The following is a 26,716-nucleotide window of genomic DNA, read 5'->3' on the forward strand; positions in this document are numbered from 1 at the left end:
CCGTAAGGACGGCCTGCCACTCCCTCCTGCCTACTCCCCGTCGCGTGGATCTTGGGCGGTCGCTCCACCCTGGATGAGGGGAAAGGCAGCGCGGGAGGCTGTGGCATGCAACAGCCTATATCCAGTCCGCACTCGCGTACTTCTGGCCGGGCGGGTCCTCCTCGGGCAGACCGACTACGTCCCAGAAACCGGTGGTTGTATAGGGGGTCGGGCGGTAATCCTGTATCGGCAGCGGAATCCCGCCCATCTCCGCGGAACGATTGGCGACGATGCCCGGCAGACAATACTCGATGCAGCGGTAGACATCGATAGGTGACGGGCGGCCATTGAGCACGGCATCCACGAAGGCCCGGGCTACTTTGGAGTCGGCGCCGCCGTGTCCCGTGGATGTGTCATCATCCCGGGCTGCGAGGCCGATCTTGAGGACTTCCCACCCGTCGCTCTCCTCTCTGTCGCGGTCCATGCGCCGGCACATGTCCTCATACAGGAAATACTCGCACCCACCCATTGTGCCAAAGATGCGGTAGCGATGTTCGCTCGGGCGGCGTGTGTTGAGCGTCACCATGATCTTGATCAACGTGCCCTTCGCGGTTTCGAAGAGTGCGATCTGCCCATCCGAGCGCAGAGGGCACTCGGGGTTTCGCCACGGCGCGCTTCGGCAAGTGACCGAGACCACGCGGTCGTCCAGGACTTCCAGCAGCGGACCGATGTCGTGGGTCAGGTACTGAATAGGCGGCTGGTCCGCGCGCCAGGTAGGCTTGCAGTCGGTGCGGCCTTCGGCCCTGGCCTGCGAGGGGGTCATTCGCACGCCTTCAGGCGTCCAAAGGGTATTCGGCAGGTAGTGCAGATACTCCCCTTCGGCGATGGATACTGGTCCGAACCGGTCTTCGATGATCCACCGGCGCCAGTAGCGGAAGAAGTCCCAGAAGCAGGTGTTCTCGGCAAGCATATAGGTGCGCCCGGTGCGCTCTACAGCATCCTTGAGGCGTATCAGTTCGTGCTCCGTGAATGCTCCGGGGACTTCGGAAAGCACATGGCAACCGGCCTCCATCGCCTGAATAGCATGGTCAACCTGCAGACGGCCATTGGTAGCCACAACGACAGCGTCGGGCTGCATGGCCAGCAGGTCATCGAACTCCCAGACCAGGCGGGTCTGCGCGCCCGCCGCAGCAATGCGTTCACTCGCCCGCTCATGCAAGCGCGGAAAGCGGTCCGCGGCGCCGATGACTTCGGCGGTCTCCAGATTCAGAAAGTTGATCAGATGGGTCATTCCCCGCCCCAGGCCCAGGATTCCCACTCTCAGCCTGTCCATCGTGACTCTCCCATTCGACAGCAGTCTGTGGTACTCTATTTCACCGTAACGGCCCGCTCCGGTGTGAGCGGGAAAGCGATCACGATCGCGGAATGGCCGGCCCCGCATCGGTCGTTCCCGCAGGAGGCACACACAATATGCGCAAGATGAAGATCGGCGTCGTCGGCTGCGGCAATATCAGCGGCGTCTACCTGCAGGCGCCGCAGAAGTTCCCCATTCTCGATATCGTTGCCTGCGCCGATATTGATATGAATGCCGCGCGGGTCCAGGCTGAGAAATACGGGATCCCGAGAGCTTGCACGGTGGACGAACTCCTGGCCGACCCGGCAATCGAGATTGTCGTGAACCTGACGCCGCCGCATTTCCATTCCACCATCGACCTGGCCGCTCTGCAGGCCGGGAAACACGCCTACGCTGAAAAGCCGCTGGCCGTTTCGCGTGCGGACGGGAAGCGAATCATGGAGCTGGCGGCCGCGAAGGGACTACGGGTAGGCTCCGCGCCGGACACATTCCTCGGCGGCGGCATCCAGACCTGCCGCAAGCTGATCGATGACGGCTGGATCGGCCAGCCCATCGGCGCGGCAGCATTCATGCTGGGGCACGGACCGGAAGCCTGGCACCCCAACCCGTTCTTCTTCTACCAGCCGGGAGCGGGCCCGCTGTTTGACATGGGCCCGTACTACCTCACTGCCCTGGTGAATCTTCTGGGACCGGTCAAGAGCGTGGCCGCATCCGCCACCATCAGCTTTTCTGAACGCATCGCCACCTGCAAGGAGCATTTCGGCAAGGCCATCCAGGTGACCACGCCGACCCACGTGAACGGGATACTGGAGTTCGAGACGGGCGCAGTGGGGACCATCACCACCAGCTTCGACGTCTGGGCCTGCGAACTGCCGCGCATCGAGGTGTACGGATCGGAGGGCACCTTGAGCGTTCCTGACCCAAACACTTTCGGCGGTCCGGTGCGGCTGAAGAGAGCGGGCGCGGAGGGCTGGACGGAAATGCCCTTGAGCCATGGCTACGCGGACCAGAGCCGGGGCATTGGCGCTGCGGATATGGCCTATGCTCTCCAGTCCGGCCGCGATCATCGTGCCAGCGGGGCACTGGCTTTCCACGTGCTAGACATTATGGAGTCTCTCTACGAGGCTGCCAGGGCGCGGGCGTACGTGGACCTGGGCAGCCGTGTTGATCGCCCGGCGCCGCTGCCCATGGGGCTGCTCCCGGGGATGCTTGACGAGTAGACTTCGGGCACGTCAGCGCGGAAAACAGGAGCGGGGACCGGAGCAGGTCCCCGCTCTCTTCGTGATCTGGGGTCAGCGTCGCCCAAAGACCATTTCGCACTTCCCCGCCCCGTCGCACATCATGCAGGTCATCTCAAAAGCATACCTTTCCCCGAACTCCCTGCACCAGGCCTCGCCTTCCGCCGGGCAGATACGCTTCGACACCAGCGACGCGAGATGCTGGCGGTCGCTCTTGTTCAGGAGGTCCTGCCACGGGCATCGGGCGATGCGAAAGGTGACGTGATCTTCGTCAATTTGCGCATCGAACTGGTGTCCATCCGCGGTGAGCTTCAGGCTGAAACAGCGCAGCAAGTCTTCGGGTTCATTCCCGGCGCACTGGAGAAGCTCCCGGGCCTTGCGGGCCTGGATCTTCGCGAGCACCCGCCAGACCCGCTCATCGAGATCAAGCGCGCGGTCGAAATCGAATTCCTCTTCGACCATCATGAACCAGAGGCCGTCCACCGCATGGTAGGAACGGCGCAGGTATTCGGACAGGGCTTCGGGACTGATCAGCGACACCTCCTGGACACCCACTTAATGGTGGTGCGGCCGGCTCCTGGGGGCTGTCATGCCCCCGCCTGAGTTACCAGACTACCACGGCGAAATCGTGGTTCGTGTCGCCCAGATCAATGGTCAGGTCGGGTGCGCATGAGCCTTCGAACACAATGCTCCGCTGGTCGACATCGTACACCCGGCAACGGCTGCCAGGTTTCAGGCCGCGCAGGCTCAGAGCGAGCGGGGACCGCCTCACCCGCTGGCGGTGAAGCTCATTTACTGCGGTCCCGTACCCCGGCCCAAGCTTGTACTCAGCGGTGTTCTTCACGAAAGCCACCAGAGCGCTGCGCTCGGAGTTCATCAGGTAACTAACCGAGTACTCGCCGGTGGTCAGTAGCGGGCGCGAAGCAAGAATCTCGGCTGGGACTGAATCCGGGGCGAAGTCGGCCTGCGGATCAAGCACCAGGGCATAGTCGGAAGGGGCAGCAACATCTTCGTGGCCTTCCCAGATGTAGTCGCAGTCCAGACCAAACGCGGCCAGGCGGCTCTCCAGGTCAGTCAGACGTGACAGAAGGTCGGGGGTGAGCTTCTGAAGCTTCACGGCGATGTCCGGCTTCGCGCGGACGAACCGGGTCCAGTCGATGAGGTCCGCACAGGCCTGGGGTATGGTGCGCTCCTCTTGGGTCCACGGCGCAGACCAGGAGATACACATGGTTTGCTGGCACAGGAGCGAAGCCCAGCAGTTATCCCGGACCTTTGTGATGAAGTCGGGGTGAGTCCAGGTAGCCGCGAAACCCGGGTACCAGCCCGGTCCGCTGGCGAACTCGGCGCAGAAGACCGGTGGATTCGCGCGGTATGCCCGGGCGCAGGCCATAAAGTAGGCGTCGGATCTTGCGCCCGCCGTGTAGTAGGTGCGGTATCCGAGACCCGCGGAATGGGTAGGTTTGTACTCGTCGGCGCCCCACGGGTTGCCGCCGCTCATGCTCTGTGCCCCGCCGCCCTGTTCCTGGGTCACCATCTGCGCAGGCGCGTACGCTTTCACGTGATCGAAAAGATCGTTGATGAACTCCGGTCCGTATGTCTGGTCGTTCTCTCCCGTGAGGGAATACGCCATCATCGCGGGGTCATCGCGCAAGACGGTCAGAAGCTCCGACAGGTAACTCTTCAGCATCGGGCGCAGCACCGGGTCGGTGAAGGATGCCGTGGACTTGTAGCCCGCGTCCACGTACTGCTGCCAGGGCGGGTAACGTCCCGTGCTTGGGCTGCCATACGGGTAGTGAAAGACATTGAGGACCGCCTTCATGCCCAGTGCGCGGCATTCCGACAGAATAATCTGGAGGGTCTCGAGGCCCTGCATGGACACGTGCCCGCCAGCGTCAAGGTAGGCCTCATGCGGGGTCACATTCATCGCCAGCCGGATTACCCGCATCCCCGCCGCGTGATGAGCAGCGAGTTGGGAGTGGATCTCCTTACGCGAGAGAGTGCGCAGTTTCAGCAAGCGTACCCGGCTCTGCTCTTCGGTTGACAATGCGCGCCAGTCGTCTGCGGACACGACAACTCGGCGGCCAACCTCGGTGGGGCCCAATACGGGTGTCCAGGCGTAGAGATCGCCCAACAGACAGGGCGATACGCGACCGTCACCCGTCTGGTAGGTGCTGAACGGCGGCGCCCAGCGCAGGAAGTCATCAGGGTTCGTGAGGGTAACGATCAGTGATGACGCGTACTCATTGCCTGCGTCGCCGTTAGCGGACAGGGAGACCGGCGTGTCCCCCATCGGTAGCCCTTGCAGGCGACAGGTGAAGACGCCGGTGTCCGCCAGCTCATGCATGGCGATCCGCTTATCGCCGACCTGCGCGCGTAAGCTTGCATCCGGCGCGTGGCGGAGTTGTCCGTCCGGCCCAGCGAGAACGGCGTAAATGTCCACCCCATCAGCCGCGCGGTCGGATGTGCGCACGATCTGGGGGGAAGTCACGAGCGCGCCGGGCCCGGTGAGGCTGATCGATAGCTTCGCGCGACCTTCCGGCATACCTGCGGGCGGTCGATCTTGATAGATGAAGACCCCAATTTCCGCGAACTGTCGGTCACCCAGACCCCGCTCGGCGAAGAGTTTGTCCAGGTCCACGGAGCCATTGATTGAGTCGGTGGTCGGCTCGGTGCGGAAGAGCTCGATCCCGTTGCCGAGATATGGGCAGACCTGGGTGATGGACAGGTAGCAGCGGCCCGCTTCAGGGGTCATCCGGTACTCCAGCGTGGGCCGCTGGCGGATGCACCACTGGAAAGTGCGCACGGCGGCAACGTCATAGCCGTCGAGATCATTGGGGCGGGTGAAGATGCTCTCGGTATCGGAGACGGGTTCCACCTTACAGAGCCGGTTGGGATGCCACGACCCGGCCTGCCTGGTTCCGGTGAGAGTGAGCAGCGGGCCGCCGTCATAGGCGAGCACCGTCCCGCGCAGGCCATCCCCTTCGCCCAGCCAGCGCGTGGCGCGGTTGAAGGTCATGGGCGCGCGGGGGTCAAAGCCCCGCAGTTCGGCATCCCGGTAGTCTTCCATGCGCCCCGCAATGATGGCGTCCGCGGTGAGGCTGATGTTGTCGAAGCGGCTTGCGCCGCGGTTCTGCGGATACTCGTCGGGACCAACCGCGCGCTCCTGGTTGTGGTAGAAGCCCAGCCTGCACAGGCGTCCCACGAGACCTCCGATGCGGCGCGTGAACTCGGCGACCTGTTCCCCGGTCGCACGATCGATGGCCTTCAGGTGCGCGTTCCAGTCGGCGCCCACCTGAAGCTCCAGGCGGTACCAGCGGCCTGGCTCCAGCGCCCTATCCCCCCTGGCCCCGGCGCAGTGGGCGACATTGCCCAGCGGCTGCCCCGAAAGCCCCGCGACAGCGAGGAACATCTCCGGCACCCCGAACCAGACACCAGCCAAGTACAGGTGGGGCGAGTTGGTGGCGATCTGCTGATCCCATCGAAGTGTGAGCGGAAGCTTTACCGTGCGATCCAGTTCCACCCAGGCGTGCTTTCCGACGCGCGGAGCGGTCATGTCCATGAGCAGTGAGCCATGGTCGATGGAAACAACGCCGTCGCCCTCCTGATGGAGAATCCACGGCTCCGTCGACTCGGGCTTCTCGAAGTCGGTGGCCAGTTCCGCCCCATGCAGGGCGCACACAGCGGCGAGAGAAAGGGCGAGACCAAGAAGGAAATGCAAGGTCGATCACGTCCTTTGACTGGTTGGGCAGGTGCTACGCAGACAGTTGCGAGCCATCCGGACAGCTTCCGCGGCGAGGACTGCTTCGGGAAGCAATGGCCCTCAATCACCGTGTAGGCGGACGGCTGAAGTCCACTCACCCGTCCGTGCCCACCACGCCCACAACCGGACAGTTACGGTTGATGTGCTGCGGATCATTGCGCTCGGTCAGGAAGCAGTGCAGTTCCGCCCGGGCCCCCGCGTTTACGGCGAGGGTCACGGTCAGCGGAATCCGCGCAGGTAGTTCGGGCATCTCGAAAACCGTGCCCGGACCCGACCGATGCGGAGCGGGAACGAAGCGGGTCGGCTCCCTCTTGCGGATGATCTCTTCGCCCTCGAGGAGCACTCGCTGCAACTGCGGTGTGGCGCAAACGATCCGGCCCGGTTCGCGTAGATTATTGTGCAGTACTGTCTGGACGAAGTAGATGCGGTCGTGATCCAGGCCGGGGTCCAACACCAGCGCGTGACCGTCCGTGCGCACCGTGCGCCAGCCGTCTTCGGGCAGGGCCATGTCCAGCGCGTCCGCAAGATCCCCCTCCACCACAACAGGTCCGACAATGCGCCACGAGCGCTTACCCGCAATGGCCACCCGGTCCTTCAGATTGCAGTCCTTCCCGGTGAGCGCAACATCTACGAAGTATACGGCCTGTGGGACGGCCCCGGCGGGCTGTTTCAGGGTGAAGCAGCGGCGCATGAGGCCGTGCTCGCGGTGGCTCGCGCCGGGCTCGATCGCCCAACCGTCTGGGGCGTTCAGGCTGAATGCGGCGTCTTCAGGCAGTTTCCCCGTCGCGGTGAGGGTCAGCGTAATGCTCACCCCCGGCGCGATGGTGCAGTCGCCGCCGTAGTCGGTGACAAGGCGCAGGCCCTGATCTTCCACAACCAACTTCCAGTCCAGGTTCTTCAGTTTGGCCTTCACCCGCCCCTGACCAGTGAGATGCTCGCACGCCAGACCGCTCAGGGCATCCACGTCGCCGATCCGCACCGGGCAGTCGTAGGCCTCCAGCATCTCTTCGGCGGCCTCGCAGGTCCAGTCTGTGAGTTCATCCAGGGTCGCCGGAATCTCGCAGCCGATGGTTCCGTACATGATCTTGATCTCGTTGCCCACAGGCGCGGTCCACTTATCGTCGAAGTACTCGGGCCCGTGGATGAGTCCGAGGATTGCCCCGAGGGTCGCGCCCGTGCAGTCCGTGTCCTGGCCGCAATTGACGGCCTTGCACATGGCGTCCCCGGCGTCCTGGCCGTAGAGCCAGCCAAGTATGGTGAAAGCGATGTTCTGCGGGGCGTCGGTGAAGTTCTCGTGGCCGACGGCAGCCATGATCGCCTGGCGGCATTGGAGCCAGTCATCCCCGCGTGCGTGGCTTTCCCGGCAGGCCACGACGCCCTGATACACGCGGCAGTCAGGCGGCAGGAACTCAAGGCCCAGGTCCAGGAGCGCTTCTCGGTCGTCGATGACAAAGGCAGCGCTCTCCAGCGCTGCGAAGAAGATCTCGCCGAAGAGCCCCTGGCCGCCGTGATCCACGCATCCGTCCTGATAGGCAAGTGCGGCGGCAAGATCAGGGTTCCCGGGAGCCACGCAGGCCCAGATCTCGCTGCGGATCGGCGCCCCCATGCTGTCGGTGAACCAGTTGTTATGCTGGCCGCTAACGGGGGGCTCGATACCCAGGAAGAGGTTGGCCTTGCACAGACCGTACTCGTCCCAGGGGTAGGTGAGATGATCACGCCAGGCCTGCCCAAGGTCGCGCTCAGTGATCTTCGGGCCTACCTGTCGCAGTTTCGCCAGCCAGACCAATTGCAGGTCCAGGTCGTCATTGGCAATGGCGCCCTCGGGCACCGGATCGTAGAAGGTCAGTGATAGCGGTCCCGGTTTGCCCTCATGGGGCTGGCCGAGAGTGCCGCCTACGTTCTTGCCCAGCCAGCAGCCCAGGACCTTGCGGCGGTATGTTTCGCGGCTGATCGTGTATGCAGGCATGTCGGTGCCTCTTTGTGTGAGAAGTAGGTCAGTGTGCACGGGAGTCGTTCCGCGGGGACAGGCAAAGGACCTGCCGCCGACAGCATGTGGCGCAGGCGCTACTGGGTTTGATGAATGGGCGGTCACGGGGAAGGTCACAGCGCCCGTGACAGCGAAACATGCCGCCGCCAAAGTAACCAACGGAGACGCTACATGTCCGCCAACCCCGATCACAGTGTTCGTGATTCGCGCCTGCCGTCGGGGCGCGCGTTGCTTCTCGGCCTCGTTTTCGTCGTTCTTACGGGCCTCGCGGTGCAGCAAATCGCGCTCGTGTACAATGCGGGCGAGATCGAAAGCAGCGTGCCGCCGGTACCAGCGGTGATGGTCCTGTTGCTGCTCGCGGCCCTGAATCCCCTGCTCGGGTGCATCCACCACCGTTTGAAGCTGGGCCGTGGCGAGATGCTCACGATCTACGCCATGCTCGTTCTGGCTGTTGCCATGAGCGGCCGGCGGATGGTCCGGATTCTTCTGGGTTTTCTGGCGTGCCCGCGGTATTACGAGAACCTGGAAGACGTTGCCGGGGCGATGCAGGAGTGGTATGCGCCTTCGGACCCTGAAGTGATCCGCCTGTTCTTCGAGTCCTCGCGAGATGGCCTCGTCCCCTGGAGTGCCTGGACGGGCCCCCTGACCGCCTGGACGCTCTTCCTCGTGGTCTCGTGGATCGGCATCTTCTGTCTGCTGGACCTGTTCCGCACCCGCTGGGCCGACCAGGAGCACCTGCGGTTCCCGCTGCTGTACCTGCCCCTGGAGCTGTCCGTGGACAGCGGCGAGGCACGGCGGACATTCCTACGCAGTGCACTCATGTGGGTCGGGTTCGCCATCGGGTTTCTGTACGCCCTGCCTGTAGTGGTGAGTCCATTCTGGCCGAACTTCCCCGACTGGAAGGTGACCTATTACCCCTTCCAGGCCATGAACGCGACGCCGTGGAATGAATTGCGTCGCATCTACATGCGGCCTCTTCCCCACCTGATTGGGTTCGGCTATTTGATGAGCACCGACAACCTGCTCACCATCTGGGTGACGTATCTCGCCCAGCAGTTCATGTGGGTGCTGTTCACCGCATATGGTTTCCGCCGGCCGGGTTGGCACATCGGGCAGGAACACCAGCAATCGATGGGCGCGATCATAGCCCTGGCTATGGTTCTCATCTGGTCCAATCGCAGTGCCATCGTCGGCGCCGCGAGTTCGCCGTCCTGGGGACAACGCCTGAGGCTCATCGGCGCGTGTGTGGGGCTGATCGCATCGGTCTGGTTCACGACAAACATGGGGGCGCCATGGTGGATGGCCGCCTGCCTCATGATCATCCTCTATGCCGAGGCGCTGGTATACGCGAGGATCCGGGCGGAGACGGGCCTGCCAAGCTATTGGGCATTGCCCTTCCTGTTTCAGGAACGGGACATGATTGTGGACATCACCGGCTCGCGGCCATTCACAACCCCCAAGGGGTTCGCGGGGCTGGCGAACTTCAGCGTTCTTGGCTGGATGACCACGGGCCAGTTCCCGCAGACCGGCGCCTACCACGTGGAAAACGTGCGCCTAGGGCGCGAGACGGGCATCAACCCGTCAGCGATGCTCTGGGTGAACGTGCTGGCGATCATCGCGGGGCTTGTGATTGCCTACTGGACCCATCTGCGCACCTTCCACGACATGGGTGCACTGTCAGCCATCGGCGCTGAGGGTGACGGTTACTATGAGGTCAAGTGGGCCCGGGGGAGCTACGCAAAGGCTATCTCCATCGGCCAGTCGCGTACCGGGTTCGACATCATCCCCAACCTGTTTCGGCTGGGTGGCGCGGGTATGGTCCTGCTGCTTGCGAACTTGCGCGCCCGATATGGTGGTTTCCCCTTCACACCCTGGGGCTACCTGATCGCTTCGACCTACGGGACAACCTACTGGACGAGCTTCATGATCACCTGGGCAGCACAGAAGATCATCCTGCGTTACTGGGGGGCGAAATCTCACGCCCGCGCAATCCCCTTCTTCCTGGGCATCAGCTTCGGGTACATGTTCGCGACCGTGGCGGCGGTGATCGTGGGTTTCGTGACCGGCAAAGCATTCAGTTTCGCAGCCGGGAAGCGGCTGTACTTTGACGTGTAGAATACGGGGCGTGGGCTTTCGCCCAAAACTTTCCTCCACCAATTTGCGAGGGACGACAGCGATGGACCTATTCGACGCGAATGCCTATATCGGACGTTACCGCCAGATGGGCCCGGGAGCCGTCTGGTCGCGCGAAGAGCTGATCGCGGACATGAACCGTTTCGGTATTGCCGAGGCGCTGGTTTGCGACACGGCGTCGCGGGAAGTCCACTGCGAACCGGGGAACAGGCGGATCATCGAGCTCACCTCGGGGCAACCGCGCCTGCACCCCTGCTGGTCTCTGATTCCCCCGCGCGCCGGAGAGATCGGCCCACTGAATACGCTTCTGGACCGCATGCGCGAAGCCGGGGTGCGAGCGGCGAAACTCTTCCCGGGGCATTACACCTTCGGTCTGAACGAGTGGTGTGTGGGCGACCTGCTGGAAACACTGGAAAAGGGGCGCATCCCCACTTTCATCGACTGCAACCGGGAGTTCGTAGGCGGCTGGCCACCCGACAGCACCGACTGGGACGCCATCGTGACCCTCTGCAAGGCACTCCCGCGTCTGCCGGTGATCGTCAGCGAAGCTCGCTTCCGTTCCGCCAACCGCATGATCTACCAGGCCCTGCAGGCCTGCCCGAATCTGCACATTGAGTTGTCGGGCTTCTGGGTGCACCACGGGATCGAGTTCGTCTGCCGGGAGTTCGGGGCCAACCGCCTGCTGTTCGGGAGCAAGTGGCCCGTGCGTGAGGTGGGTGGGCTGGTCGCCACCATCCGAATGGCGGACATCAGCGACCGGGAGAAGGCCCTCATCGGAGGCGACAATCTCCGGGAACTTCTGGCTGGTGCCCACAGGGGCAAGTTGCGGAAGACCGCGCTTCACCGCGTCAAACTGAGCGCGGCGACCGGAGACTCCCTGCGTTCGAAAGCCCTGCGTGGAGAGCCCCCGGCAGGCGAATTGGTCATCGACGCCCACGCCCACCTGGGCAGGGCAGCGATCTACCACCTCGCGGACAGCACCCCGGCGCTGGTTGAGAAGGAGATGCAGCGGCTGAACGTGCAATGCTCCATCGTCTTCGGGCTTTCCGGCGTCATTGGGGACTGGACTTGCGACAATGACCTGGTCGCGAAAGCCATGAAGAGCCACCCGAATCGGTATTTCGGGCTGATCGTGGTGAACCCCAACAACCCCGAACAGATGATGGCGGAGCTTGAGCGCTGCGAAGACAAGGGGTTCATCGGGATCAAACTCATCCCCCAATACCAGGGGTACCCCGAAGAGGGTCCCAACATTGACCTGGCGCTGGAGTGGGCGAACGAGCGAAAGATGATTGTGCTGAACCACGGCTGGGGGTCACTGGGAAGGCTCCGGGAAATTGCCGAGCGGTTCAGCGACACCACGCTCATCGTCGGTCACTATTCCACCGCTTACGCGCCGGTGGTGAACAATTATCCAAACGTCTATCAGTGCACATGCGAGCCATTGATGTATGATTCAATGGAAACGCTGGTGAAAGCCATTGACCCGGCGAAGATCGTGTACGGCTCAGACGTGACCGACCTGCCGATTCCGCTGGGGATGGGCCCAATCCTCCACGCCCGCATCCCTGAGGAGGACAAGAGGCGCATTCTGGGGCTCAATGCCCTCGACATGATGCGCCGGGCAGGTGTCGAACCGCTGCCCAATGGAGGCCATCCGGAACCGGTCCTGCGCCAAGGGCGTTAGCCAAGAGAGCACTATCAGCCCAACGCCGGATGCCCCCGCGCCCGGCAATGACGCACGACCGAGGCATCAGCGCACCCAATGACCGAGCTCATACTGCTGACCATCATTCTCACCGCAATCCTGCGCACCATCCGGAAACTCCGGCCCGGTGCGCTGCCGGGGCTGGCAAACCTGGGCCTGCGCACCCCCTTGCGGAACCGATTTTTCGGCCCCGCGCGGGTGCTGCTCGAGGCCGGTATTCAGCCCGGCTGGTGCGTGCTTGAGCTTGGCCCGGGATGGGGGTTCCTTACCCACGAAGCGGCGCGGGAAGTGGGGCCCGAAGGGCAACTCGTGGGGCTGGATATGTGCCCGAAAATGCTGGAAAAATGCCAGGAGAAGGTACACGATCCCGCTCATGCCCTGCACCTGGTCTGCGGGAACGGTGAAATGCTGCCCTTCACAGACGCGGCCTTCGATGCCGCCCTGCTGGTGAGCGTGCTTGGTGAAGTGCAGGACCGTCCGGCGATGTTCCGAGAGATGCTGCGGTGCCTGAAGCCCGGGGCGGCACTGATTGTGAACGAACTGGTGCTCGACCCGGACTACGTGTTCCCATGGACGGTGCGGAAAATGGGTGCAGACGCGGGCTTTGAGATCGGGGAGACCACCGGAAATATCCTTAGCCACACAACGCGGCTGGTGAGACCGCAGGTTGAGCTTGGCATTCCCGCCGCAAGCACGGACGAACTTGTGCAGGCCGCTGCCTCCGCTGGTGAAGGGCGCCTGTAGGCTGCGCCTGCCCATGGACAGGTCGGGCAGATCACATCGCGAGACACATCCGCTGGAGGTGCAGTGCAATGACGGTACGCTGGGGAGTCATCGGTGCAGGGGGCATTGCCGACCGCAGGACCATTCCCGAGGGCATTATCCCGGCAGCGGGAGCCGAACTGGTTGCGGTGCAGGACGTGGACGAGGCCCGCGCGAAGCGTGTTGGCGAAAAGTACGGCGTTGACAAGGTGTTCACGTCTGAGGTTGATCTGCTGGAATTGGACGATGTTGATGCGGTGTACATTGCGACCCCGACCAATGTACATGCGGCTCAGGTCAAAGCCGCGGCAACGCGAGGCAAGCATGTGTTGTGCGAGAAGCCACTGGGCATGACGATCCAGGAAGTCGAAGAGGAGATCCAGGTCTGCAGGGATGCAGGTGTGAAATTGGGCACCAATTTCATGATGCGGTTCCATGCGTGCCACGCGCGGCTCCGGGACATGATCCAGGCGGGGGAACTGGGCACACTGGTCTTCGGGCGTGCGGAGCTCACCTGCTGGTACCCACCAATTCCGGGGGCATTCCGTCAAGACCCCGCGCTTGGCGGCGGCGGCGCGCTCATTGACATGGGCAACCATTGCATCGACCTGCTGGAGTTCTTCTTCGGGAAGACCACTGAGGTCAGCTGCTTCACGGGCAATCTCGTGCATGACTACAAGAGCGAGGACACCGGCGTAGCCATGCTGCGTTTTGAGAGCGGCGCAGTGGGCTTCGTGGACAATCTTTTCAACGTGCCTGACGCCGCAGCACGCAATGCTCTGGAAGTCTACGGCAGCAAGGGGAGCGTGGCCGCCTTCGGGACCATCGGGCAGGATTCCTCAGGCAGCCTCACCGCGGTTCTCGAAAAGGGCGACAAGGAATACGACGCCGGCCAGGTGCGAGATGTGGCAACGCCCAAGGAGACTATCACGCCCGACGTGGTGAATATGTACCAGGCTCACATTGAGGCCTTCTGCCAGGCCATTGTGAACGGGACCGAGCCGCCGATTACCGGCGAGGACGGCCTCTGGAGCCACCGAGTCATCGATGCGTGCTACGAGTCGGCGCGGACCGGCAGGACCGTGAAGCCGTAAGGGCGGGCAGCAGAGGCGGCATACGCAGCCCCCAGGAAGTTGACTCCCCCGCGGGGCGCGGGTAGAATAGCGCGAAATCCCCAGGGGGCTGTTGGCTTGTCGGTGACCGGCGTCATATTCGATATCAAGAAGTTCGCGATCCATGACGGACCGGGGATTCGTACCACCGTGTTCCTGAAAGGGTGCCCTTTGCGGTGCCTGTGGTGCCACAATCCCGAATCCCAGGACCCGCGACCCGTTCTGGCCCAGTTCCCACGCAACTGCATCGCATGCTTCAAGTGCATCGAGGTGTGCCCCCAGCACGGGATTACGCGCGGCGAAGAGCAGATCCTGATCAACCGCGAGGCTTGCATCCGTTGCGGGACCTGTACGCGCACCTGCTATGCCGAAGCGCTGGTCCTGCACGGCCGTACGGTAACGGTTGAGGAAGTGCTAGCAGAAGTCGAAAAGGACCGGCCCTTCTACCAAAACTCGGGCGGCGGCATGACTTTGTCCGGCGGCGAACCGCTCTGCCAGATCGACTTCGCTGAAGAGCTCCTGCGGCAAGCGAAGGAGACCGGCCTGCATAATGTGGTGGACACCTGCGGTTACGTGCCGTGGTCCCACCTGGAGCGCGCGCTCCCCTTCACGGACCTGTTTCTGTACGATCTCAAGTCTACCGACCCGGCGGAACACCTGCGCGCGACGGGCGTGGACTGCGACCTGATCATCCAGAACCTGCACAAGTTATCCGCAGCGGGCGCAATGATCCAGATTCGAGTGCCGGTTGTTCCCGGACACAATGCCTCCGCGGAGGCGATGGATGGCATTGGCGCGCTGGTGGGCAGCCTGTCTCCGGTGCCGGACGTGGAGTTGCTGCGCTATCACCGGCTGGGCGAGGGAAAATACGAGAGTCTGGGCCTCGTCTGCCCGGAGCGGATCGAGCAGCCCCCCAGCGATGAACTGATGCAGGAATTGCGTGGGACGGTAGAGAAGTACGGGGTGAAGTGCAAAGTCGGAGGCTGATCGAATTGAGCAGCCGTAACCAACAACCAACGGTGGCCGCTACCCAGCGGGCGCCGTTCTTTGTGTGAACGGAGGCCGAACGCCCATGCGAGCAACACTGACCGCCGCCGTGCTCCTGTGCATCGCCGCATCCGCAGTGGCCCAGATCGCCAACATCGACGAGCGTCTCATCAATATCTCCTTCCTGGCCCCACCCGTGGAGATCAAGAACCTGCATGCGGGTCCGGTCGCGCCCAGTTGGGCGTCGGATGCCCACAAAGCCGAAGTGCCTGATCCCGCCGTGCTTCCAATCTACCTGCAGGTTGACAACATCAGCCCGAAGACGGTGTACGCCTATGAAATTCAGGTGGTCTGCTATGATCCCTTCGGGCAGTATATCGATACGCTGAGAGCTTGCTCGGTTACCGCGCTGGCGCCCCAACGCACTGACTACGGCCGTTGGTCGATGCCTTTGAGGTACCCAGATGCGGTGTGGACCACGGTCATGTACCCGTCAGCGGTACGGTTCTCCGACGGCACAACCTGGTACGCCGACCCCGTCGCCGTGTCCGCGTATTTCCCCAGCGCGGCGCCGGTGAAATTCCACAGCTGGCACATCGTACCGGACCCGCGCGAGGTCCTGCCCATCAAGATGAAGGACATAGCGCCGCCCGTGGCGCCACAGTAGTGCCCTTTCGCCCACATCCAGCCTGCCAGGACAACTAAATGCCCAAGCGCACAGATATCCAGAAAATCCTCATCATCGGCTCCGGTCCCATCGTGATCGGTCAGGCGTGCGAGTTTGATTACTCCGGCACCCAGGCCTGCAAAGCGCTGCGCGAGGAGGGGTATGAGGTCATTCTCATCAACTCCAACCCCGCGACGATCATGACCGACCCGGAGACCGCCGACCGCACCTACATTGAGCCGATCAACTCGGAGACGATCGCGAAGATCATCGCCCGCGAACGGCCGGACGCGCTGCTGCCTACTCTCGGCGGCCAGACGGGGCTCAACGCGGCCCTGCAGCTTTCCGAGAGCGGCGTCCTGTCGCGGCACAATGTTGAGCTCATCGGTGCGAGCCGGAAGGCCATCAAGAAGGCGGAAGACCGGGAGCTTTTCAAAGACGCCATGCTCGCCGCGGGCCTCGACCTGCCGCTGAGTGATTTCGCCCACAGCGTCCGCGATGCCCGAAACATCGCCGAGAAGATAGGCTTCCCGCTGATTATCCGGCCTTCGAGCACCCTCGGCGGCACCGGAGGCGGCATCGCCTATACTATGGAGGAGCTCGAGGTCGCGGTTGCCAAGGGCATCGACGCCAGCCCGATGAACGAGGTGTTGGTGGAGCAGTCCGTCATCGGCTGGAAAGAGTACGAGCTTGAGGTGATGCGGGACTCCAAGGACAACGTGGTGATTGTCTGCTCCATCGAGAACTTTGACCCGATGGGGGTTCATACCGGAGACTCCATCACCGTCGCGCCGGCCCAGACTTTGACCGATCACGAGTACCAGCACATGCGTGACCTGGCGATCCGGGTCATGCGCGAGATTGGTGTGGATACCGGCGGCAGCAATATCCAGTTCGCGGTCAATCCGGCCGACGGACGCATGGTCATCATCGAGATGAATCCGCGCGTCAGCCGGTCTTCGGCGCTGGCATCGAAGGCCACCGGATTCCCCATTGCGAAGATCGCGGCGAAACTGGCGGTTGGGTACACGCTTGACGAGATCCCCAATGACATCACCCGTGAGACCCCGGCCTGCTTCGAGCCAACGATTGACTATGTCGTGACCAAGATCCCCCGGTTCGCCTTCGAAAAGTTCCCCGGTGCCGATCCCACGCTGATGACCCAGATGAAGTCAGTCGGCGAAGCCATGGCCATCGGGCGTACCTTCAAGGAATCGCTGCAGAAGGCGATCCGCGCCCTGGAAATCGGCCGCTTCGGTCTCGGTGCTGACGGCAAGGGCAGCCACTACGATGAAATGCCTCTGGACGAGCTTGAGGCCAAGCTCCGCATCCCCCACCCCGACCGCCTGTTCCAGTTGCGCAGTGCCATGCGGCTTGGGATGAGCGCCGATGACCTGCACGCTGTGACCGGGATCGATCCGTGGTTCCTACGGCACCTCAAGCAGCTGGTGGAGATGCAGGACGAACTTGCGAGCCTGCGGGATGCCTGCACGACGGTGGAAGAGTTCCCCCCCATCGGACCGGAAGCGATGAAGCGGCTGAAGCAGGCGGGGTTCTCCGACCGCCAGATCGGAGTGCTCACGCAGACTTCCGAAGACCAGGTACGCGCCCTCCGCAAGGAGATGGGTGTTGAGCCTGTTGTCAAGCTGGTGGACACTTGCGCCGCGGAGTTCGAGGCCTACACCCCGTATTACTACCTGACTTACGAGCGCGACGACGAATCACGCGAGCCGCACGAGAAGAACATCGTGATTCTCGGTGGCGGCCCCAACCGCATCGGGCAGGGCATCGAGTTCGACTATTGCTGCGTCCATGCCGCCTTCGCGCTGAGCGAGGCCGGTTTCGAGACCGTCATGGTCAACTGCAATCCGGAAACGGTGAGCACCGATTATGACACCTCGGACAAGCTGTATTTCGAGCCTCTCACCCTTGAGGATGTGCTGAACATCTGCGACAAGGAGCGGCCCAGCGGGGTGATCGTGCAGTTCGGAGGCCAGACACCGCTAAACCTCGCGCAGGCCCTTGAGGAGCGCGGGGTGAAAATCATCGGCACCAGTCCGAGCAGTATCGCCAGGGCCGAGGACCGCGAGCAGTTCAAGGCGGTGCTGGATCGACTCGGTTTGCACCAGCCTGCGAACGACACGGCGTTCTCCACGGCGGAAGCGGTGGCGAAAGCTGAGCACATCGGCTACCCAGTTGTGGTTCGTCCGTCCTTCGTTCTCGGCGGCCGGGCCATGGAGATCGTCTACAGCCGCGAGATGCTCGAACGCTACATGGACCTGGCGGTGGAGGCATCCCCGGACCACCCGATCCTCATCGATAAGTTCCTGCAGGATGCTATCGAAATCGACGTGGACGCCATCGCCGACGGTCACCGCTGCGTCATCGGCGGTATCATGGAGCACATTGAGGAAGCCGGTATTCACTCGGGCGACTCGGCCTGCGTGCTGCCAGCGTTCAGCCTCGCGGAGGATGAACTGGCGCTCATTACCGAGCAGACCAGGGCTCTTGCAGCGGAACTCGGCGTGGTCGGGCTTATCAATGTGCAGTATGCGATCAAGGACGAGCACCTGCATGTGCTCGAGGTCAATCCGCGAGCGTCGCGTACCGTGCCCTTTGTGAGCAAGGCCATCGGCGTTCCGCTGGCGAAACTGGGCGCCCGGGTGATGGCGGGACAGACGCTGGAGGAGCTCGGTTTCACCGAGGAAATCATCCCTCAACACACCGCCGTAAAGTGCCCGGTGTTTCCGTTCTCTCGGTTCGCAGGAATCGATACGCTCCTCGGCCCGGAGATGAAGTCCACGGGCGAGGTTATGGGAATCGACGAGAATTTCGGTGCGGCCTTCGCAAAGGCGTACATCGCCGCTGGTCACAACCTGCCCACGCGCGGCACAATATTCCTGAGCGTCCGCAATCGCGACAAGCGCGATGTGATCTTCCTCGCCCGTCGCCTGCAAGAACTGGGCTTCGACATCGTGGCGACGGAAGGAACCGCGGGTGTTTTGTCCCGTGTGGGTGTGAAGGCTGAAGTGGTGGACCGCGTGAGTGATCCCAGCGGTCGCCGGCGCAATGTCATCGACCTGATCCGCGAGAATCGCATTCAGCTCATTATCAACACTCCGGTCGCGGGCGAAGAGCCCCGAGTGGACCAGCGGGCGATCCGCGCTGAAGCGGTCATGTACAACATCCCGGTGATCACAACGATCTCGGGGGCGATGGTGGCGGTCATGGGTCTCGAAGCGGTCATCAAGGGACACATCGACGTTCGAACCTTGCAGGAGTATCACGAGTCAGTGCGCGAGCAACTGGCGGCGGAGAGCCGATAGAGGCTCACACGTCAGGCTCCAGAGCGGTGTGGCAAGCTGCCCACCGTTTCATACAAAGGGAAGGGAAAACCCGGTCATGGCCAAGAAGCTCAAGGTCGGCATCATCGGCGTAGGCGGTATCGCGGGAAGCCATTTCCCCGGCTGGGAGGCCAGCCCGCACACGGAGGTTGTGGCGCTGGCGGACGTGAGCGAGGAGATCGTGCAGCGCGTGGGCAAGGAGAGAGGCATCAGCAGCCTCTACACCGACCCAATGCAGCTCATCAAACGCGACGACATCGACATCGTCGACGTGTGCACCCCTAACATGTATCACACGTCTTTGACCTGCGCCGCGCTGGACGCGGGCAAGCACGTGATCTGCGAGAAACCTCTGGCCCCAACCACCGCAGATATCAAGAAGATGATCGCCAGCCGCGACAAGAGCGGCAAGTTGCTCATGACCGCGCAGCACTTCCGGTTCCAGGCAACCGCCAAGGCCCTCAAGGCGCATATAGACAAGGGCGTTCTCGGCGAGGTCTACCACGCGCGCAGCTGGATGCTGCGCCGCAGTGCCGCTCCCGTGCGGCCCGGGTTCATTCTCAAGAAGAACAGCGGTGGAGGGCCCTGCATCGATATCGGGGTGCACATTCTGGACTTGACTCTCTGGATGCTTGGCAACCCGCGGCCTGTCTCCGTGAGCGGCGTAACCAAGGACATTCTCGCCCACAAGCCCGGCGCATTCAGCAAGTGGGGAGGGGCCATCCCCAAGGAGTTCGACGTCGAGGACTTCGCCGCCGCGTTCGTACGCTTCGAGAACGGCGCCACGCTTGTTCTTGAGGTTAGCTGGCTCCTGCACCACAAGACCGAGGGCGAGGACATGCAGATGTGGCTGTACGGCGACGAAGCCGGCGCCCATTGGCCCAGTAACGAGATCCTCTACTCCGACAACAAGCTCCAGCAGCTCATGAACCTGCAGCTTGGCAAGGTGGACGGCCGCGAGCCCCACGCGCAGGAGTGCATAGAGTTCGCCGAGGCTATCGTAAACGGCGCGCCGTCCCCAGTTCCCGCGGAGCAGTCGATGGATGTCATCGCGATCCTCGATGGACTGTACCGCAGCAGCGCTGCCGGCAAGGAGATCAAGCTGAAGTACTGAGCCGACGTGACCGCTTCACGGACTGCAGGGCCCTCGGACAACGAGGGCCCTGTCTGTGTGTGCCGGAGGCTACTGGTCGGCAGGAATCACCGCGCGGATGGCGAATGGCTCCGGGCATCCGCCATCTTCGCGAGAGGCCTGAGGCTATGACCGCGCGCGAGCGTTTCCTCAACTGCAACAAGTTCCAGCCTGTTGATCGCGTGCCGAATCATGAGCTCGGCATCTGGGGCCAGACCCATGACCGTTGGATCAGCGAGGGCATGCCGGCCCATGCGATCCGCGAAAGCTGGTTCGACGGGAACGAGTACTTCGGGCTGGACCGGCGCGAGTTCATCCACGTCAACCTTTGGATGATTCCCGGCTTCGACTATGAGGTGCTGGAGGAGACGGACAGGTACGTCGTCGCGCGCAACGGAGAGGGGGTCATCACCAAGGCGCTCAAGGAAGGCACTGCCCACGGAACGCGGATGTCCATGGACCAGTACCTGAAGTTCCCTGTGGAGACGCCTGAAGACTTTCAAGCGATGAAGCGGCGCTATGAGCCCTCACACCCGCTGCGATACCCGACATACTGGGAGAGCCGCTGCGTGGGCTGGGCCTGCCGGGATCACCCGATCTGCCTGTGCGTGAACTGCGCCATGGGGCTTTACTCCAACCTGCGTCGCTGGATGGGCACCGAGAACCTGTCTCTCGCCTTCTACGACCAGCCGGGACTGGTGCACGAAATGGTGGAGTTCGTCGCCGACTTCACCATGGAGACTCTGCACCGGGCGCTGCACGATGTGGACATCGACTACTTCAACTACTTCGAGGATTTCGCGTGCAAGGGCGGGCCGCTGTTCTCCCCTGAAATCTTCCGCAAGTTTTTCGCGCCCCATTACCGGCGCCTCAATGAGTTCCTGCGCGAGCACGGCGTGAGCATCATCTCCCTGGATTCTGACGGCAATACAGAGGTCCTCATCCCGCAGCTCATCGAGGTCGGGATCAATGTCCACTGGCCGCTTGAGGCCGCATCCGGCATGGACCCGGTGAAGCTCAGGGCGCAGTACGGCAAGGACATGGCCTTCTGGGGCGGGATCGACAAGCGCGAGATCGCCAAGGGGCCTGATGCGATAAGGCAGGAGATCATGAAGAAGATCCCGCCTCTGGTAGAAGAAGGCGGGTATATCCCGACGCTGGATCACACATTCCCACCGGATATCTCGTACGACGACTTCCAGTACTACATGGAACTCAAGACCAAATGCCTCGCGGGAGAGGCGTAGTGGGCGACAGCGACGGACGCGAGCGGAAAAGGCGGCTGCGCGCTTTGTTGGCGGAGCAGGTTGAGGGGATGCGCGGCATCCAGGGATTCCCTGGCGGCGATGTGCAGCGTATTCTGGCCCTGTCCATCCCGCGTGAGTACACCGCCTGCCCCAACCCTTTCATCGCCGACTGGCTCGAAGCAGCCGGCACGGCGCGCGATGCACCCGTGACCTGTGAGCCACTGGCAGCGGACGTGAGCGAGGGCAAAGCGGATCCGATCTACCGCGGCCAGATCTACCACACGAAGGTACCGCCGGCGGCGGTTGCACGGTACATCGAACACTATTGCCCCCCCGGAGGCGTGGTGTTCGATGGGTTCTGCGGCTCGGGAATGACGGGGGTTGCCGCGAGGCTCACCGGGCGACGGGCGATCCTCTGCGACCTGTCTCCGGCCGCGACGGCAATCGCGGCGTCTTTGTGCCTGCCCGTCCGCGCCGAAGAGTTCGCGGCACTCGCTGCCGAGCTCGTCAGACACTTGCGCGAGGTGTGCGGCCACCTGTACACGCCGCCTGACGGGCGCAGTGAGATGGAGTACGTGATCTGGTCCGAAGTGTACCGGTGCCCCCGATGTTCGGCGCAGTCGCCCTTCTCCGAGATGGGGTTCGATCTCTCAGCGCGCAAGCCTCGCAAGGCGATCCAATGTCCTGACTGTGGCGCTCAGCTTGGCCGCAGTGACCTGCGCCGCGTGCTGGACGAGGCCGGCAAGACGGTGGAGCGGCCCGTGCGCATCAAGTACGCGGGGCAGCCCGGGGAGCGGGACCTGTCGGACTCGGATCTTGATCTGATTGCACGAGCCAGGGAGGACGCAATCCCGTTCGGATACCCCGAGGGGCCGATGATGGGGCGCGAACCCGGTCCTGACGGGTGGGGGCAGATGTGGCGGCGGGGATACCACTCGGGGGTTCATCGTGTGGCAGATTTCTACTACCCGCGCACTCTGTGGGTCCTGGCGGCGGCGCTGGACTGGATCGGAAGGGCCGGATGCTCGGATGAGGCGCGGCACGCGCTGCAGACCACGGTGATCAATACCTCGCTCAACCTGACCCGAATGCGCCGGGCCTACCAGGGCGTCATCCCGCTCGTTCTCTATTTCCCCCGACTGCGACGGGAATGCAACGCCATCCTGGTGCTTGAGCGCAAGCTCAGGGCAATCGGCAGGGCCATGGCCACCTTGCCCCAGGGAGACCAGCGCTCCGTGATGATCTCCACCCAGTCGGCAACAGACCTGCGGAACATCCCGGACGCGTCGGTGGACTACATTTTCACCGACCCGCCCTTCGGGGGCAATATCATCTATTCCGAGGTCAACTACCTGTGGGAGAGCTGGCTGGGCGTGACCACCAACCAGCACCCCGAGGCCATCGTCAGCCGTACCCAGCGCAAAGGGCAGGCTGAGTACGCCGCATTGATGACCGATTGCCTGCGCGAGTTCCACCGGGTGCTCAAGCCCGGAGGCTGGATTACCGTGGAGTTCCACAACTCCGACGATTCCATCTGGGCCGCGATCCAGTCGGCCCTGCAGGAGTCGGGCTTCGAGGTCGCGGATGTGCGCATTCTCGATAAGCAGGCCGAGGCCTTCAAAGCTGCGGTTTCGCAGGTTGCGGTGCGCAAGGACCTGGTGATCTCGGCCCTCAGACCCGGCCCGGAAAAGCCGCCCCTCTGCAGATCCGCAAATTGCGGGAACTTGGATGTTTGGCAATTTGTGGCGGAGCACCTCGGGGCACTGCCCGAGGATGACGGCCGGTTGTCAGAGCGGACCCCGCACATGCTGTTCAACCGCATGGTTGCCTGGTGCCTGATGAACGGCCAGCGGGTCCCCATGAGTTCGGGCGCGTTCTACCAGGGCCTCCGCGAACGGTTCGTGGAAATCGGCGGGCGCTACTACCTGCGGGACAGAAACAGGAAGTAGCGCCCGGACACTGCGGACCTCGGCTCAATCCTCTACTCCGCCGCCTTTTCCTTCACCCGGAACACATGCTCCGGCGCGAGCGAAAGCACCCCCGGGAGCGGCGGCATCAGGCGTATCCGGGAATCTTCCAGCACACCTTCGTCAGCCTTCGCAACCTCCAATGCCCAGGTCTTGCCCGCATCCTCCCCTGCGGCGATTTTCAGTTCGGCCGTGTTCTGCTGGGGGGTGGTCTGCGCGGATGCCCGCAGGGAGCCATCCGGGGCATAGACGTTGATCCTCACGGTCTCGATGCCGCTGCCGCCGGAGGCGATCAGGCTGAACTCCTTCGTTTTCGGGGGAACATGGAAGTATAGACGGGGCACGGCCAGGATAGGGGTCACGCCCTCACTCGCAGCCAGGCCGATGGGCGCGTTCGAACTCTCTATGGTCACCGCACAGGAGCCGGCGGAGATGCCCAGCAGGCCAATTCCATCCGCCTGCGGTGTGAACTCGATGACGCCGGACTCGCCGGCTGGTATCGTCCCTTCCGCTTGCTTCGTGAGGTCCGGTGCGCGCAGATTCCAGACGATGGGCGCCTCGTACTTGCCCACCTGTCGGTGCCGGACGGCGATCCGCACCGGTTCCCCCTTCCGCCCGACCACGAAGAGCAAGTTGTCGCTGCGCAGTTGGAACTCCGTGAACTTCACCGTCTCACCGGTGAACTCAGGCAGCACGAGGTCGCCGCCGGTGTTTTTCGCGAACACATTCAGGAACCACTCTTCGGGCTCTTCGCGGGGGATCTTCCACGAGTCCAGTCGCCCCGCCGCGATTTCGCGGTTCGCCCAAGAGAACCATTTGAAGTAGTCCTTGTGGGTGGTGTCGTAAGTAGGGCCCTCGTAGAAAATCCAGTAGCCGCCGGTGACCTGGGAGATCATCACCGCGTTCTTGCCGCAGAACTCGGGGTCAGCCCCGGTGACCACAGGATCGATTCCACCGGAGTAGATGAAAGGCACCCCGAGGGCCTCAACGGTCTTGATGCCGCTCTCCAGGCGCGCAAGGTTCGCTTCCAGGGCCTCTTTCTGGGGCATGTAGCGAGAAGGCCTGCCGTAAACCCACGGGTCGGCAGCGATCACCGGGGCCTTTTCGGTAGCCCATTCCGGGTAGCAGGCCTTGAGCATGAAGGGCGTGCCCGGCGCGGGGTAGATGCAGAACCGGAAGCGCGGATTGTGCTGATCGACGGCCTCGCGCAAGGTTCGGCAGCGCTCGCGCCAGTGGTTCACCTGGTACTCTTCGAACTGCTCGAAAAGCCCCTTGTCCCGAAGCCACTGGGCGCGTTTGGCCGGCTCGAGCTCGGGAATCTCCAGCCCCTTGTCCTTCCCGAAGCGCGCAAGGATGTCGGTGTCGAAGGACAGGGAGTACAGGTTCCCCATGCGCAGCCCGGGCGCGTAGTTCTCGTAGTCGAGGAACACGCCCATGATCGCGGGAAGCTCCACGCTCATCTTGGCATACTCTACGATGTACCGTGTGGTCCACTCCCAGAAGGCGTCGGAGTTCGGGCTGTAAAGGGGCTGCTCCCCGCCGTTCTCCCAGACCAAGCGCTTGCCGTCTGCCTCGGGGCCTTCGGGCGCGCTAAGACTGCCGCGCATCCAGGGCATGAAGTAGATGCCGGCCTTCTCGCACCACTGGGCGACCTGGCGCACCTCGTCCAGGTTCTCATGGCCGCGCCGGGGAGAGAAGACATTGAACCCGGCTTCGGCAGATTCGGTGATCATCCACTCTTTGGTGACCCAGCCTTCTACCGGCTGCATCACCTTGTCCACGACAATGCGCAGCTTTTCCCTTGTACCCATGTCCTCCAGCGGGGGCAGCGGCGCCGCAAAGGACCCTGCCGCGAGTGTGAACAAAAAGACGCACAGCACCGGGTAGTATGTGTGGCCCATTGGCAATCTCTCTTTCTTTATTGGTCAGCGCGTGACGTGATCAGGCACTCAGTTTCCGCAGAATGTCCCAGTATGCCCCGCGCGCTCCGGCAGCAATGGCATTACTCAGGGCCGAGTTGTCGTCGTAATTGTAGTCCATCTGACTCTCATCCGGTCCGCCCACAAAGAAGCGCTGGTCGCCCGCTATGAGTCGCTTGATGTGGGGCATGATGTCGTCAGCGATGGCGGGTTCCAGGAAGAAGACGGGCTCGGACAGGTCGCGCCAGTCGCCGGAGCAGGTGACGCCGGGTGGGGCCGCTTCTTCCCCACTCCCCAGCACCTGGCGGCTGACTCTTGTCCCCGGGTACAGGCGCACTCCAACGGCCACGCCGACGCAATCGGGCTCAAGGGCGTGCATCAGAGCGATAGTCTCCGAGACAGACTCCAGCGTCTCACCGGGTACGCCGAGAAGCAGGTCGATCATCACCGGCAGGCCTGCTTCCCGGCAGGCACGCACCGCCACCCGGATGTCTTCCGGCGAATGTGCGCGGCCGAGAGACTTGAGGATTCGGGCGCTGCCGCTGTCGGTGCCGAAGTTGATCCCGGCACACCCCGCGCGGCGCATGGTCCTGGCGAGGTCCGCGTCGAAGGGCGTCGGTGACAGGTACGCATACCACCGCACGCGCTCTCCCAGGCCCTGAAGGATCATCTCGTCGCAGACCGCGCGCGCGTGATCACCGGGGATGTTGAACTCACTGTCGCAAAGGTGCAGGACGTCCACCCCCTGGGTCAGGAGATGACCAACCTCACCGACCACGGCTTTCGGCGGACGCAGGCGGAGACGGGCGCCTTTGCCCGCAGGATCGGCGCAGTAAATGCACTGCTGGTTGCAGCCGCGTTTGGTCTCCACATTGCCCTGCCCGCCCCCACGGAAGTAGCGCAGGTTGTCGATGGTCCGGCGGCGGAGGGGCTCTTGCCCAAAGGCCGGCCACGATGGCGGATTAGTCCTTATCTCGCCATCTTCCCGCCAGAGCAGCCCCGGGATATGGTCGAATGATGTGTGGTCTCGTATCGACCGCGCGAGGGCGACGATGGCGGCTTCCCCGTCGCCCACGATTCCGTAATCCGCGCCAGTCTTCAGGAGCACTTCACGGGGCGCGACCGAGTAGCCCGCCCCGCCCAGAACAACCGGCACGTCGCTGTGCTGCCGGATGGTCTGTACCACAGAGGCATGGTCCGGCAGGAATGAGTGCCTGGTTGCCATATAGCAGTCGTCGGTATTGCGCAGCGTGACGGCCACCAGGGCCGGTGTGGTCTCGCCGAGGGACCGGGCCAGTTCGGCCGCGGCGTCATCGGCAAAGCAAAGGTCGCAGAAGCTCACGCACAGTCCCGCGTCCTCGGCGGCCTGCGCAAGATACTCCACCGCCAGAGGGCCGACGGCGGGCTTGATGCGGTTCGG

Annotated in this window: 17 protein-coding genes; 11 read left to right on the forward strand and 6 right to left on the reverse strand. The window is 63.1% G+C overall.

Annotated elements, in window-relative coordinates; translation table 11 throughout:
* Positions 1–115 precede the first annotated feature (115 nt).
* Positions 116–1,312, reverse strand: coding sequence for a Gfo/Idh/MocA family oxidoreductase (locus tag HPY44_10490; protein NSW56434.1), 1,197 nt, complete (start codon positions 1,310–1,312; stop codon positions 116–118).
* Positions 1,313–1,449: 137 nt separating this feature from the next.
* Between HPY44_10490 and HPY44_10495 the strand changes: the two genes are divergently transcribed.
* Positions 1,450–2,553 carry a Gfo/Idh/MocA family oxidoreductase gene (locus tag HPY44_10495; protein NSW56435.1) on the forward strand — a complete coding sequence of 368 codons (1,104 nt, stop codon included), beginning with the start codon at positions 1,450–1,452 and terminating at the stop codon, positions 2,551–2,553.
* 72 nt (positions 2,554–2,625) lie between these two features.
* Here HPY44_10495 and HPY44_10500 read toward each other — a convergent pair whose 3' ends face one another.
* From HPY44_10500 to HPY44_10510, 3 genes are all read right to left on the reverse strand, one after another.
* Positions 2,626–3,111, reverse strand: a complete 486-nt coding sequence (locus HPY44_10500; GenBank protein NSW56436.1) for a hypothetical protein — start codon at positions 3,109–3,111, stop codon at positions 2,626–2,628.
* Between the two features lie 64 nt (positions 3,112–3,175).
* Positions 3,176–6,289, reverse strand: coding sequence for a hypothetical protein (locus HPY44_10505; protein ID NSW56437.1), 3,114 nt, complete (start codon positions 6,287–6,289; stop codon positions 3,176–3,178).
* Between the two features lie 136 nt (positions 6,290–6,425).
* Entirely contained in the window at positions 6,426–8,297 is a 1,872-nt protein-coding gene (locus tag HPY44_10510) for an ADP-ribosylglycohydrolase family protein (GenBank protein NSW56438.1), read from the reverse strand.
* Between the two features lie 192 nt (positions 8,298–8,489).
* Here HPY44_10510 and HPY44_10515 point away from each other — a divergent pair, with 192 nt between their 5' ends.
* The 10 genes from HPY44_10515 (at position 8,490) to HPY44_10560 (ending at position 23,359) form a co-directional block, all read left to right on the forward strand.
* A complete protein-coding gene (locus tag HPY44_10515) occupies positions 8,490–10,433 on the forward strand; it encodes a hypothetical protein (protein ID NSW56439.1) in 1,944 nt (647 codons plus the stop codon).
* A gap of 61 nt (positions 10,434–10,494) precedes the next feature.
* Positions 10,495–12,138, forward strand: coding sequence for an amidohydrolase family protein (locus HPY44_10520; protein ID NSW56440.1), 1,644 nt, complete (start codon positions 10,495–10,497; stop codon positions 12,136–12,138).
* Positions 12,139–12,216: 78 nt separating this feature from the next.
* A complete protein-coding gene (locus HPY44_10525) occupies positions 12,217–12,903 on the forward strand; it encodes a class I SAM-dependent methyltransferase (protein ID NSW56441.1) in 687 nt (228 codons plus the stop codon).
* 68 nt (positions 12,904–12,971) lie between these two features.
* Positions 12,972–14,015: a Gfo/Idh/MocA family oxidoreductase gene (locus HPY44_10530; GenBank protein NSW56442.1), complete on the forward strand. Its 1,044-nt coding sequence runs from the start codon at positions 12,972–12,974 to the stop codon at positions 14,013–14,015.
* A gap of 102 nt (positions 14,016–14,117) precedes the next feature.
* Positions 14,118–15,020, forward strand: a complete 903-nt coding sequence (locus tag HPY44_10535; protein ID NSW56443.1) for a glycyl-radical enzyme activating protein — start codon at positions 14,118–14,120, stop codon at positions 15,018–15,020.
* A gap of 85 nt (positions 15,021–15,105) precedes the next feature.
* Positions 15,106–15,687: a hypothetical protein gene (locus tag HPY44_10540; protein ID NSW56444.1), complete on the forward strand. Its 582-nt coding sequence runs from the start codon at positions 15,106–15,108 to the stop codon at positions 15,685–15,687.
* A 38-nt stretch (positions 15,688–15,725) separates the two neighbouring features.
* The gene (gene carB, locus HPY44_10545; protein NSW56445.1) at positions 15,726–19,013 is read left to right on the forward strand and encodes a carbamoyl-phosphate synthase large subunit; all 3,288 of its coding nucleotides are present in this window, start codon (positions 15,726–15,728) and stop codon (positions 19,011–19,013) included.
* Between the two features lie 76 nt (positions 19,014–19,089).
* Positions 19,090–20,145 carry a Gfo/Idh/MocA family oxidoreductase gene (locus HPY44_10550; GenBank protein NSW56446.1) on the forward strand — a complete coding sequence of 352 codons (1,056 nt, stop codon included), beginning with the start codon at positions 19,090–19,092 and terminating at the stop codon, positions 20,143–20,145.
* Between the two features lie 146 nt (positions 20,146–20,291).
* Positions 20,292–21,410, forward strand: coding sequence for a hypothetical protein (locus tag HPY44_10555; protein ID NSW56447.1), 1,119 nt, complete (start codon positions 20,292–20,294; stop codon positions 21,408–21,410).
* Positions 21,410–23,359, forward strand: coding sequence for a DNA methylase (locus HPY44_10560; protein ID NSW56448.1), 1,950 nt, complete (start codon positions 21,410–21,412; stop codon positions 23,357–23,359). The genes HPY44_10555 and HPY44_10560 overlap by 1 nt, the downstream gene beginning before the upstream one ends.
* A gap of 32 nt (positions 23,360–23,391) precedes the next feature.
* Here the strand turns inward: HPY44_10560 and HPY44_10565 are convergent, their stop codons facing one another.
* Together HPY44_10565 and HPY44_10570 are read right to left on the reverse strand one after the other, a co-directional pair.
* Positions 23,392–25,278, reverse strand: a complete 1,887-nt coding sequence (locus HPY44_10565; protein ID NSW56449.1) for a hypothetical protein — start codon at positions 25,276–25,278, stop codon at positions 23,392–23,394.
* A 40-nt stretch (positions 25,279–25,318) separates the two neighbouring features.
* A complete protein-coding gene (locus HPY44_10570) occupies positions 25,319–26,680 on the reverse strand; it encodes a radical SAM protein (GenBank protein ID NSW56450.1) in 1,362 nt (453 codons plus the stop codon).
* Positions 26,681–26,716: the final 36 nt, after the last annotated feature.

The sequence above is a fragment of the Armatimonadota bacterium genome, from assembly GCA_013314775.1.
Lineage (GTDB): Bacteria > Armatimonadota > Zipacnadia > Zipacnadales > JABUFB01 > JABUFB01.